Below are 11,535 nucleotides of genomic sequence, written 5' to 3' on the forward strand. Positions count from 1 at the left end.
ACCGGGAGGACTTTATCCATCGCTGCCGGAGGGAGAGACGGTATGCCACACCTCGTCTCCACCGGCGTCGACGGCCTCGACTCGATCCTGGGCGGCGGGATCACCGAACGGTCGACGGTGCTCGTCTCCGGAAACCCGGGAACCGGGAAGAGCATCTTCGGCATTCAGTACCTCTATACCGGGGTGACCGAACACGGCGACCGCGGGGTGTACGTCTCCTTCGAGGAGAACGAGGAGGACATCCGGGAGGCCGCCGAATCCGTCGGGTTCGAGGAGTTTGGCGACCTCGTCGACGACGGCGAGATCGTGATCCTGGATAAACGCGAGATGCTCCGCATCGAGGACTTCACCGAGACGATCGACCGGCTCCTCGAGACGGTCGCCGAGGGCGAGTTCGACCGGCTAGTGCTCGACTCGCTGTCGATGTTTCAGCTGTTCTTCGAGGACGAACACGAAAAGCGAACCTCCCTGCTGAAGTTCTCCGATATCCTCAAGGAGAGCGGGCTGACGTCGCTTTTGATCAACGAACAGGGTGCCGTCTTCCCCGACACGGAGATCGGCCTGGAGAACTTCCTCACCGACGGAAACGTCTACCTCATTCAGACGCCGACGGAATCGGGTGTCAACCGGTACGTCTGGGTGGCCAAGATGCGGAAACAGGACATCGACACCGACATCTTCCCGCTGGAGATCGGGCCGGGAGGACTCACCGTCCACGACCAGGCCGGCGGGTTCGCGATGATGGAACGGTCTGAATCGCCGTTTTGAGACTCTCGATCCCGGGGGGCAGACTCACGCGTTCGAGAGGTTCCGCCAGACCTCATCGAGTCGGTTCGCCGCGGTCGTCCGCTCGGTGCGTTCGATCGAGACGCCGTCGTGAAACTCCACGGCGACGCTGTCGATCCGCCGTCGGTAGACCTTCACCCGCCGGTGATCGTCCGAGAGCGGCCGGTCGTGGAGTTCGATCAGGTTAGCCTCCTCCAGTTCGTCGATCCGGCGATAACACGTCGCGATCGGGACGTCGAGCTCGTCGCTCAGCTCCTGGGCCGACTTCGGGTCGTCGGCCGCCGCAAGGATCTCCGTGTTGTACTTGTTTCCGAGTACCTCGATCAAGTCTTCCCCCGACATCCGATTCTTCGTGTTGATTCTGCGGCCCTGTGGGTATATACTCTTTCCTCCAACGTGGCGTCGCTCGAATCGCGTTTCGTCGGCGATCCCGCGCCTCCCATATTATCACTATTGATATCCCGATCCGTGGTTTTATTTCCCGCCCGGTTTCAGGGGAGATATGGAACTCGCAGAGGGCCTCTACCTGTTCGTGACCCTCGCACTCGTCGTCGCCGGCCTCACGATGGTCACGCTCGCCCTCCAGGCGTACCGACACACCGAGCGGTACGCGATGATCCACCTCTCGATCGGCTTTTCGCTCGTCGTCGCCGCCGCGGTCGCCACCTCCATCAGCGCGTTCCTCACGCAGTTCACCGCGACGCCGTCGCTGTTGACCGTCAACAACGGACTCACCGCGCTCGGGTTCGTGTTCGTCGTCTACAGTCTTATCACATATCGGTGACGAGAGGGAGACGCGTCGCGATACGGCACGGTGGACGGAGCGAACGACCTGCCCCGCGGGACACACGAAGGGAGAAACGGAGTGAGACGGGACCGCCGCACCACGGCCGGTCGTCCCCAGCCAACGCGCTACTCGAAGTCGTCGATGAGTTCGGGAACCACGTCGAAGAGGTCGCCGACGATGCCGTAATCAGCAATGTCGAAGATGGGCGCGTTCGGGTCCGTGTTGATCGCGATGATCGTCTCGGCCCCCTTCATCCCGGCGACGTGCTGGACGGCGCCGGAGATCCCGATCGCGAGGTACACGTCGGGCGTCACGACCTTCCCCGACTGGCCGACCTGCCGGTTCTTCGGCAGCCAGCCGTTGTCGACGATCGGTCGCGAGGAGGAGACGGTCGCGTCCATCGCCTCCGCGAGATCGAATATCAGATCCAGGTTGTCCTCCTCCTCGATCCCGCGGCCGACCGACACGAGGACGTCCGCGTCCGCGATGTCGACGTCGCCGCCGCCGACCTCCTCGTACCCCTGCACGCGGGCACCCGAGTCGGCGGGATCCACGTCGACGTCGAACGTCTCGACGACTGCGTTCCCGGAACCGTTTGCAGCCGGCCACTCGCCGCCACGAACCGTGAGCGCGTATCGGTCGCCCTCGACCGCGAGTATGGTCTCGACCTTCGAGCCATACTGTTCGCGGGTCACGGTCAGCTCGTCGTCGTAGGCGACGTCGATGGCGTCGGTGACGAGCGGGACGCCGAGACTCTCCGCGACCGCGGGTGCGTAATCGAGCCCGTTGACCGAGTTGGGGAACAGGACGGTCGCCGGGTCGTGAGCGTCCACCAGTTCCTCGACGGCGCCCTGGTAGACGGTGTGGTCGAACTCCTCGCCCACCGGGACCGTGTGGATCGCGTCGACGCCCTCACGGTTCAGCGCGTCCGCGTGTGTCTCGACGTCGCCGGATATCACCGCAACGTGTAACTCGCCGCCGATGGCGTCCGCGAGTTCTCGACCTGCGGTGAGCAGCTCGAAGGAGACGTCGCGAAGCTCCCCGCGACGGTGTTCGGCGACGGCGAGAACGGCTGGGTCGGCCATCAGGCATCGACCCCCTTCTCACGCAGGACCTCGGTAAGGCGCCCGGCGGCCTCGCCGGCGTCGCCCTCGATGATCTCCGCGTCGGACTCGCTTTCGGGCTCGTACATCTCGGTGACGGTCAACGCGCCCTCGACGTCGGCCGGCGAGAGTCCGATATCGGCGAGATTCCGGGTCGCGATCTCCTTGCGCTGTGCCTGCCGGATCCCGCGAAGGCTCGCGTACCGGGGCTCGTTGAGCCCGGTCTGGACGGTGAGGACGGCCGGCATATCGACCTCGGTCAGCTCCTCGACGCCGCCCTCGAGCTCGCGGCGGACGTTCGCGACGCCCGCATCGGCGTCGAGGTCGAGGTCGTTGACGACGGCGGCGTGTTCGAAGCCGATCCGGTCGGCGAGCGCGACGCCGGTCGCACCGAAGGCGTCGTCGGCGGCCTGGACGCCCGAGAGCACGAGGTCCGGCTCCTCCTCGTCGACGATCGCCTCGAGCAGGTCGACCTTGGTCTCGACGTCGAGGAAGGCGTCCTCGATCGCGTCATCCCAGACACGGACGGCGCGGTCGGCACCTTTCGCGAGCGCCATCCGGATCGTTTCCTCGGACCGCTCGGGTCCGATCGTGAGCGCGACGACCTCGTCGGCGACCCCGGCCTCGGCGAGTTGGACGCCCGCCTCGATCGCGTAATCGTCCCACTCGTTGAGGTCGTACTCGAGGTCGCCCTCGGCGATGTCGGTTCCCTCGATCGCGAAGTCGTCCCCGACTTCGGCTACCTCCTTGACGGTTACCAGCACCTTCATAGTGAATACCTACCAGCACCCCCTGTAAGGACTTTCGAAACCGTTCTCCCCGCGCCGTCATCGGACCACACACGGTATGGGCCCTCCACGTCGTCGGAGCCCGGAGCGCGCTATTCCTCGACGTCCTCGGGCGTGTGGTCCGGAAGGGAGATGAGGTTCTCACGACCGAGGCGAAGCTTCTCGACACGCTCCTCGTCGGCCATCGCGGAGAGGAGCTGGGACACCTTCGCGTCCGACCAGCCGGTTTCAGAGACGATGTCGGCCTGCCGCATTCGGCCACCGTTGCGTTCGAGCAGCGCCTCCACGCGCTCCTCGTCGGAGAGCAGGGAGGGATCCGGCGCCGTCGCAGCACCCTCATCGCCGGCCTCGTCCGCGTCGCCCGCTTCGTCCGCTGGTTCCGTTCCGTCCGCCGTCTCCGCTTCACCCGTTCCCTCCGTTCCGTCCGCATCTTCCGGTTCGTCCGGTTCGTCCGGTTCGTCAACCGTCTCGCCAGATCCGGCCACCGTCCCGTCTCCTGCCCCGGATTCGAGGGACGCATCCGTCGACTCGGCTCCGGGAGCGGTATCGGGAGCTTCGGCGTCCTCGACATCAGCCGCTCCACCGGTCGGTTCGGTGGATTCGACGGCCATTCCCGACTCCGTCTCGCCGGACTCGCTGACCGTGGACTGGTCCGTGCCGGCGGTCGGCTCGGGTGCAGGTCCCTCGTGGCGACGATACCGAACCAAGCCGATCGCGATCACCGTCGCCGCGAGGACGATCGCACCCGCCAAAAGCAGCCACGGCGGTCCGGAGATTGCACCCGGCGCAGGCGAGTAGACCACCTCGATGTGGTCGTCCGGACCGAAGGTTCGCGGCCCATCGATGACCACCGCGCGGTCCGACAGCGAGAGCCCGATCCCGGGGAAGGAATCGGCCTGATAGCCATCCGGCGGATGGATCACCATTCGCTGGGTGGCATCGAGCGACGGCAGCCACGTGCCGCCATCGGCCGTTCGAAAGGCGTCGTCGAGGACGAGCTGATCGCCGTCAGCTCTGAGGAACGCCGTCCACGTGAACGTGAGGCGGAGCTCACCGACCGCGACCGTCTCGCCGTCCTCGAGACCCTCGAGGGAGTCGATCCCGTCGACGTCAGCCGGATCGACGCCGCGATCGAGGGCCGTCTCACGGTCGACGTCATCGATGGACATCTCCCGACCCGCGGCCGCGGAGGCGCCGGCGGCGAGGTTTCGATAGAGGTCAGCCGAGGGGCCGACGTCACCAGACTCGAATCGACCGGCGATGCGCTCGAAGGCCGCGGTCTCGTTGTCGTCCGTGAGGACGTATCGAACGGTGACCGTCCAGCGCGCATCACGATCCGACTGGAGGTCGATCTCGAAGACCGTCCGAGAACGGGCGTCGAGTTCGGCTATCTGTCGCGGTCGTGATCCGACGGCGGCGGCGCTGTCGCCCGGTTCCGTCGGACCGCCGCCGACGGAGGCGACGTCATCGGAGTCGAGTGGTGTCGGGCCACCCGACTGGGCCCCGGCGACGGCGGCGATGGGCCCTCCGGAGAGGAGGAGCAGGAAGGCGAGAACGATAGGGAGGGCGGACGACCGCATACAGGCGTTCACTCACGTGCGGGTGGCAAAATCCTTTTCATCGGTTGATTTCCGTGCCACGACCGGTACGCGATGGCATCGATCGAGCGCCGACGGCGAAGCAGCACCGGCACGCGACGTCCGAAGCAGCACCGGCACGTGACGACGGGGCCAATGGCCGAGACGCGACGACGAAGCGATACGGGGCTTTTTATTCGATGCCGACGGATCTCCGCTCGATGAGGGCCCTCCCTGTCCTGTGTGCGGCAGCGCTGGTGGTTGCGGCCGTGCTGGGACCGGCCGGTGTCGTCGGCTGGGGCGGGGGTGTCGGCACCGGTGGATCTGCCGACCCGGGCGAGTCCATAGACCAACCCACGATCGATGGCGAAGTCACGATCGGCAGCGATCGCAGTTCGGAATCGGCAGGGAATCCCGCAGCGCGAATCGACCGGAACGGGGGAATTCCACAGGCCGAATCGAACGGGACCGACGAAAACGACACCCGTATTCACGTCCTCGGTCCGCCGAGAAACCGTGCGACGACGGTCTCGATCGACCATCACGGCGCGAGCCTCGGTCCGGCGAGCCGACTCGAAACGGCGGAAACGACGGCCGAGATCGGCACCGCGGAGATCATCGAACGCGTCAGCGCCGCCGAGACCGAACGCGAGCGGGAGCGTCGCCTCGTCGCCGCCGAAAACGCGATCCGGGAGGCGGAAACGACGCTCTACAAGCGACAACACCAAGCGATCGAGGCACACACGAACGGGGAGTTGACCGACCAGGAGTTCGTGATCGAGCTGGCTCGGATCTCGTCGACGGCGGAGGTCCTCCGGACGAGACTCGAAGTCCTGAACGCGCTCGCATCGGAGACACCGGAGACGGACCTACAAACCGAATCGCTGGCGTTCCGGCTCACCGTCTACTCCGGGCCAGTTCGAGACTACGCCGTCGAAACGCTTCGCGGCGGGGCGTCCCCCGATCGGATCGCCGTCGAGACGCACGCGGACGGGATGGTCCTCGCGGCGATCGACGGGGACCAGTACCTTCGAGAGGTGTATCGCGGCGACCGCTGGGACCGAGCCGCCGAGGGGAGCGGCCGTGACAGCCAACGAGCGCTCGACCGGACCCTCTCGGCGTATCCACGGATCGACGAGCGGAGCGGGTCGGCCGACACGCTCGGGACCGGCGGCGTGACGCGGGTGACCGTCCCGTTCGACGGAGGGCGGCTCCGGACGTTCGTCAGCGCCGGGGACGGCGATATCTTCATCGAGCACCAGCAACGGGACCTCGAGGCGTTCGACGACGGCGACACGGTCACGACGACGCAGGACGGCATCGATCTCGTCGTCGAGCGGACGTATCCTGCCGGACCGGTTCGGGTGCAGGCGATCGACCGAACGGGCGGCGACCCGATCGCTAACGCTACCGTGACGGTCGCGATCGCTGACAACGACAGTCGCGAAGTCGGAACGACCGATCGCGACGGTGAGCTCTGGCTGCTGTCTCCCGATCGACCACACCGGGTGACGGTCGTTGACGACCCACGCGTCGCGTGGATCTCCGAGATCAGGCCGACGGATCTGCCGCGGGTCCCGGAACCGTCATCCGAGAGTGAATGACCGGCCGAGGGTTTTAACCGGAAGTCGACGCAGGCGGAGTATGAAACCGACCGCGGACGCCGACTCGTCAACTGGTCGGCCTAACCGATCGTCACGTGGGTTCGCCCCGATCGGGGCCGTGCTGTTGATCCTGCTCGTCACGGTCCTTGCCGGCGGATCGGCGGTGCTCGTCACGAGCGCCGTCGACCCGATGGAGCCAGCACCAACGGCGTCGGTATCGCTGTCCGTCGAGGACCGGACGGTCACCCTGAGACACCGCGGCGGCGACGCGCTCTCCATCCCGGACCTCCGGATCCGGCTGCGTGTCGACGGGGAGCCGCTGGCCGACCAACCGCCCGTTCCCTTCTTCTCGGCCGCCGGATTCGATCCGGGGCCGACCGGGGCGTTCAACAGCGCCGGAACCACCACGCTCTCCACCGGAGAGAGCGCGTCGTTTCGCGTCGCCGGGACCAACGATCCGGTTCCTACGCCGGGAACGACCGTGGAACTACGCATCTTCGACGGCGACCAGCCGGTGGCGAAGCTGACGACGACGGCGACGTGATCGGGGCCAGAAGGAAGCGGTCGGGAGCCGAAGGAACGCGGTCGGGAGCGGGACGACGGTCCCGAAGACGGTGGCGACGGATCAGCTGTCGGGAGCGAGGGCTCAGCTGTCGGGGACGGTCGCAACCGTCGTGATCGCCTTCGGGCTCCCGGGTTTGGCCTGCTGAATGTGGTGCTCGTAGGTCTCGTACCCGGCCCGTTCGAACATCCGGTCGGCTTCCTCGGCGTCATAAAAGAGCATGATCGCGTCGGCCAGCCGCTGTAGCAGGTGGGAGTTGGGGTAGTCCGGCCCCACGACGAGGACCGACGCGCCGGGCTTGGCGACGCGGCGGATCTCACGAAGCCCCGCCACGGGATGTGGCCAGTACTCGATGGAGCCGGAGGACCACACGGCGTCGAAGGTGTCGTCGGCGAAGGGCAGCCGTTCGGCGTCTCCGCGGTAGAAGGCAACGCGATCGCGTGTGCCGAACTTGGCGAACGCCTTCTCCATCTGGTGGACGCTCTGGTCGAGCGCGTGTACGTCGTCGGTGTGCTCGAGCAATCCCTCGGTGCCGAACCCGGTCCCGCAGCCGACGTCGAGCACGCGATCACCGGCCTCGACGTCGAGCCAGTCGAGCGCCTCCGCGCGCATTCGTTCGTCCCACACGAAGGGGTTGATCCGGTCATACACCGTCGAGAGATACTTGTAGAAGAGCCGCGCGCGGCCCTTGTCCTCCAGAAATCCCATTCGTGGCGTGGCGTTGGGGCCGCGCCCCCATAACGATGCGGATCCGGACGACGAAACGTGTTCACACCTGTAGCCCGGATCAGCCGGCTTATCCGGCAGGACCGACTGGATCGCCGTATGGAACCGACGACGTCGGGACGGTTTCGGATACAGGAGCGACGTGTCGGGGGGGATGATGACGAGTCGGCAGAGGATGACCAGTCGCCCTCGTTCACGGTCGTCGAGCTTCCGTCGGAACCGGTCGCCCCGGACGATCCGGACGCGGCCGAGGCGTACGCACCGCTGCACATCGACGGCCCGCACGCGGTCCCGACGGCTCCCCTCGAACCGGGGTACGTCGTCGACGCGACGGTCGGCTGGACGGACGGAACCGCCCGGTTCATCGAGTTCGAGATCGTCTCCCGGACGCGTCTGTACGTCGCCGACGAGGTCACCGGGATGTTCGAGGCCGCACGGGAGGCGTGGAACGGGGCCCGCGCCGCTGGGGAATCGGTGGTGTCGACGACCACCCGCGGCCAGGACGGCGATCCGAACGGGGCGTTGTACCTGTTCCCCGATGCATCCGACCGGGACACCCTGGCCGAGCTCCGGAGCGGACGGATCCCGATCGAACCGCTGATAGCGCGGGTCAACGACCGGCTCGACGACGATCGCGACAGGGCAGTGTTTCTGCTGCGGCCGACGGCCGACCCCTACGTCGCGGTGCTCGTCGCCTTCGACGACGACGGGATCCTCGCCCGGACCGTCCGGGATACCTACGATATGGGATCGGCGTTGGCCGATCGCCTCGAGCACGCCGCCGACGAGACCGGCGTCTATGCGGCCGACGAAGGGAGGGTCCGGACGTCCGAGAGCGACGCCGGCGACGGCCACACCGGCGGCGATGGCGGAGATGAGGACGGTGACGACCGCACCGGCGGCGACGTCGAGTCACCGCTGTAAGACACGCCGAATCGAAGGACACGCCCGAGTGTTCAGCGACGGTCGACGTCGTCGTGAGAGTCCGATCGATCGAACTCATCGATCGTCTCCTCGATCGTCTCCTCGATGAAGTCGGCGAGATCGGCGGCGTCACCGGTCCGATCGTGCGTGAGGTAGTAGGACGCGGCCGTGTTGCCGCAAGCGAGCGCGGTCTCAGCCGGCCAGCCGGCGCCGAGGCCGACCGCGAGACCGGCGCCGAACCGGTCTCCGCCGCCGGTCCATCGGATCGGCGAGGTCGTTTCGAGGTTCCGGACCGAAACGACCGCGCCACGGTCGGCAGTCGCCATCGCGCTCCGGTCGGCCGCGTGCATCACGACGCCGGAGAGCCCGACCGCTGCACGAAGGGACCGAAGCCGTGTGTCGTCGTCGGCCGTGCTGATCTCGACCGACTCGGGATCGGCACGGGGTTCGTCTCCGGGTGGTTTCACCGGCGGGTCGAGGACCGAGGTGCACGCACGGATCTCGCGTCGGTTGGCGTTGAACACGACGTCCGCAACCGACTCGAGCGCCGACAGTGCATCGAACAGGTCCCGAATCGCGTCGGGATCGCTGTCGACGAGGTCGCCGGGATCGACGAGGACGATCCCGGGAACCGAGTCACGCCGCTCGGCGACGTGCCGAAGCATTGCGGTGGTTCCTGGAATCGACACCCAGTTGCCCCAACAGACGACGTCGGCACACAGCGGTTCATCCATCGCCTCGACGGCGGCGGATAGATCGGTCCGTCCCCACGAGCGGAGCGTCGGCGCCTCCTCGGCAAGCATCACGGTTTCGTCCGCGAACTCGAGCAGGCGGACGGTCGCGGGCTCACCAAAGGAGTAGGTCGGGAACGGAAACGAGGACAGTTCGTCGGCGTCGAGGTGGCCGAGGAGACACACCTCCGCGCCGAGTGCGTCGGCACCGATCGCGAGGTTCACCGCCTGTCCGCCGGGCTCACGGGCAGTCGGGATGAGACGAGCCGATTTGTGAGCACCCGAGGCGATCGCCTCGCCGAACCGTTTCCGGGATCGTACCACGCCCCCGGAACCGAACTCGACGCGGCAGCGGACGTCGATCGATCCGTCCGGTAGTGACGTGATCGAGACGTCGGACGGACCGTCACGGAGGCGATCCCGGAGGTCGGCGTAGACCGAAGCAGGCGATGGCCGGCGATCCATACGGCCGTCGGTTCGGGAGACGACCACTTGAGTGGATCCGATCGACGCAGTCATCGGACGGAACCGGTTGTGGGAACCGGTTGTGGGAACCGGTTGCTGCTGGGAACCGACTCCGGTCGTGGCTGTGGAACGAGATGTCGACGGCCCTATACTCGAGCAACCGGTGGATCCGATCGTGAGCGAGGATCATCCCGATGACGCGTCGCTATCGGCCTTCTTCGTCGCCCTCGGCGTCCGCCGGAACGCCGCGATCGGCGGGATCGTCGGCCTCGTGGTTGGGGGTGGCGCATACGCGGTCCGGGTACTCGAGCTGTTCGGCCCCGTGGCGGGCACGCGCGAGTATCCGGTGTTCGGGCCGGACGGGTGGTTTCTGTTGCTCGCGTTCGTGCTGGCGGTGACGAGCGGACTGCTCACCACGATCGGGTTGACCGTTCGGTCGGCGATCACACGACTCCGCGAGCCAACCGAGAACCACAGCGAAGACGGGTGACGCGTCGACGAACACCGGCGTGGTCGGTGGGGTTGTCGGGGTCGGCGGGGACGGGATCGGAGTCGTGATGCCGAGCGGCGTCAATCCGCGTGACAGCAGGCCTCACCCTCCTCGGCGGTGGCCTCGATCCCGGGCTCGGTGAGTTCATAGAGGTTCTGTCTGGCGTCCGCAAAGTAGACGTCCTCGTCGACGACCCCGATCCGTTCGAGACGTTCGAGAGCGTATCGAACCGTCCGTGCCGAAAGCATCGATTCCTCGACGATCCCCTTCTGTGTGAGCGCTCCGTTGTACTCGAGCACCTTGAACACGAGCTTCGCGCTCGGCGGTAGGTCCTCGAGGGTTTCGGCATCGTCGAGCGCGTCCTGTTCTGTTTCAGCCATTGTTCGTCTCGAAAAAGCACATCGTGATAAAGGTTGATGCGGAACCCCGATTTCGGGGGGATGTGGGCGGATATTGGGGTGGGATTCGACGGATAAACCGGATATTGTTGCTGGTACGATGGCGTGGATCCGGACGTAAACTGACCGGCCAGTCAGCGATATGGCTCGCGCGCGCTCGAGATGTCGTCCCGAGAACCGTCGGAACCACCGGGACGTCGGCGGGCGAGTCCGGGTGACCCGCCGACACCGACCGGCGATCGGCAGTCGTACGGGAACGAACGCCTTTTCACCGCCGCCAGCGGACGCGTACGTATGAGCGACGACTCGGGGATCACGGGCCACGCTCGCAGCGTGGTCGTCACGACCATCGCCTGTCTGGCCGGAATCGGTGCCGGAATCGCGTCGGCCAGCTACGTCGGGACGGCCCCAGCCGACGCCGGATCGACGACGGCATTGTTCGTTCTGGCCGGGTTCGTGGCCGTTCAGTTCCCGATCCTGAAGGTTGTCGGCGTCGACGTCACCGACTTCGGCGTGAAGGATACGCTCTACGTGGCGTTCATGACGTTCACGCTGTGGTTCATCTCGTATGCGGTCGTCCTGGTGTGGGGGGTG

Annotated in this window: 14 protein-coding genes; 7 read left to right on the forward strand and 7 right to left on the reverse strand. The window is 66.6% G+C overall.

The genetic code is table 11. The annotated features are described in order from the left end of the window. Positions 1-42: 42 nt before the first annotated feature. Positions 43-768, forward strand: a complete 726-nt coding sequence (locus tag OQF70_RS11825) for an ATPase domain-containing protein (protein ID WP_280537800.1) — start codon at positions 43-45, stop codon at positions 766-768. Positions 769-792: 24 nt separating this feature from the next. Here the strand turns inward: OQF70_RS11825 and OQF70_RS11830 are convergent, their stop codons facing one another. After that, complete coding sequence (locus OQF70_RS11830) at positions 793-1,128, reverse strand: helix-turn-helix domain-containing protein (RefSeq protein ID WP_280537802.1); 336 nt, start codon at positions 1,126-1,128, stop codon at positions 793-795. A 160-nt stretch (positions 1,129-1,288) separates the two neighbouring features. Between OQF70_RS11830 and OQF70_RS11835 the strand changes: the two genes are divergently transcribed. Further along, a complete protein-coding gene (locus OQF70_RS11835; RefSeq protein WP_092813466.1) occupies positions 1,289-1,570 on the forward strand; it encodes a hypothetical protein in 282 nt (93 codons plus the stop codon). Positions 1,571-1,698: 128 nt separating this feature from the next. On the opposite strand, the gene OQF70_RS11840 is transcribed toward OQF70_RS11835, so the two are convergent. The 3 genes from OQF70_RS11840 to OQF70_RS11850 form a co-directional block, all read right to left on the reverse strand. After that, on the reverse strand, positions 1,699-2,658 hold the full coding sequence (locus OQF70_RS11840; RefSeq protein ID WP_280537805.1) for an electron transfer flavoprotein subunit alpha/FixB family protein: 960 nt from the start codon (positions 2,656-2,658) through the stop codon (positions 1,699-1,701). Further along, positions 2,658-3,446, reverse strand: coding sequence for an electron transfer flavoprotein subunit beta/FixA family protein (locus OQF70_RS11845; RefSeq protein WP_280537806.1), 789 nt, complete (start codon positions 3,444-3,446; stop codon positions 2,658-2,660). Before OQF70_RS11845 ends, OQF70_RS11840 begins: the two co-directional genes overlap by 1 nt. A 110-nt stretch (positions 3,447-3,556) precedes the next feature. Next, complete coding sequence (locus OQF70_RS11850; RefSeq protein ID WP_280537807.1) at positions 3,557-5,044, reverse strand: hypothetical protein; 1,488 nt, start codon at positions 5,042-5,044, stop codon at positions 3,557-3,559. A 218-nt stretch (positions 5,045-5,262) separates the two neighbouring features. Here OQF70_RS11850 and OQF70_RS11855 point away from each other — a divergent pair, with 218 nt between their 5' ends. Further along, on the forward strand, positions 5,263-6,645 hold the full coding sequence (locus OQF70_RS11855) for a hypothetical protein (protein ID WP_280537809.1): 1,383 nt from the start codon (positions 5,263-5,265) through the stop codon (positions 6,643-6,645). Positions 6,646-6,685: 40 nt separating this feature from the next. Further along, positions 6,686-7,189 carry a type IV pilin gene (locus OQF70_RS11860; RefSeq protein ID WP_280537811.1) on the forward strand — a complete coding sequence of 168 codons (504 nt, stop codon included), beginning with the start codon at positions 6,686-6,688 and terminating at the stop codon, positions 7,187-7,189. 102 nt (positions 7,190-7,291) lie between these two features. Here OQF70_RS11860 and OQF70_RS11865 read toward each other — a convergent pair whose 3' ends face one another. Beyond that, a complete protein-coding gene (locus OQF70_RS11865) occupies positions 7,292-7,915 on the reverse strand; it encodes a methyltransferase domain-containing protein (RefSeq protein WP_092813451.1) in 624 nt (207 codons plus the stop codon). 117 nt (positions 7,916-8,032) lie between these two features. Between OQF70_RS11865 and OQF70_RS11870 the strand changes: the two genes are divergently transcribed. After that, positions 8,033-8,857 (forward strand): DUF6663 family protein, encoded by an 825-nt coding sequence (locus OQF70_RS11870; protein ID WP_280537813.1) that lies wholly within the window; start codon positions 8,033-8,035, stop codon positions 8,855-8,857. A 32-nt stretch (positions 8,858-8,889) separates the two neighbouring features. Here the strand turns inward: OQF70_RS11870 and OQF70_RS11875 are convergent, their stop codons facing one another. Next, positions 8,890-10,053, reverse strand: coding sequence for a hypothetical protein (locus OQF70_RS11875; protein ID WP_280537814.1), 1,164 nt, complete (start codon positions 10,051-10,053; stop codon positions 8,890-8,892). 175 nt (positions 10,054-10,228) lie between these two features. Here OQF70_RS11875 and OQF70_RS11880 point away from each other — a divergent pair, with 175 nt between their 5' ends. Next, entirely contained in the window at positions 10,229-10,543 is a 315-nt protein-coding gene (locus OQF70_RS11880) for a hypothetical protein (RefSeq protein WP_280537815.1), read from the forward strand. Positions 10,544-10,623: 80 nt separating this feature from the next. Here the strand turns inward: OQF70_RS11880 and OQF70_RS11885 are convergent, their stop codons facing one another. Further along, positions 10,624-10,923 carry a helix-turn-helix domain-containing protein gene (locus tag OQF70_RS11885; RefSeq protein ID WP_092813442.1) on the reverse strand — a complete coding sequence of 100 codons (300 nt, stop codon included), beginning with the start codon at positions 10,921-10,923 and terminating at the stop codon, positions 10,624-10,626. 312 nt (positions 10,924-11,235) lie between these two features. Between OQF70_RS11885 and OQF70_RS11890 the strand changes: the two genes are divergently transcribed. Beyond that, a partial coding sequence (locus OQF70_RS11890; RefSeq protein ID WP_280537817.1) for a hypothetical protein occupies positions 11,236-11,535 on the forward strand: 300 nt, incomplete at its 3' end.

Origin of the sequence: Halopenitus sp. POP-27 (genome assembly GCF_029889855.1) — an archaeon.
Classification (GTDB): Archaea; Halobacteriota; Halobacteria; order Halobacteriales; family Haloferacaceae; genus Halopenitus; species Halopenitus malekzadehii.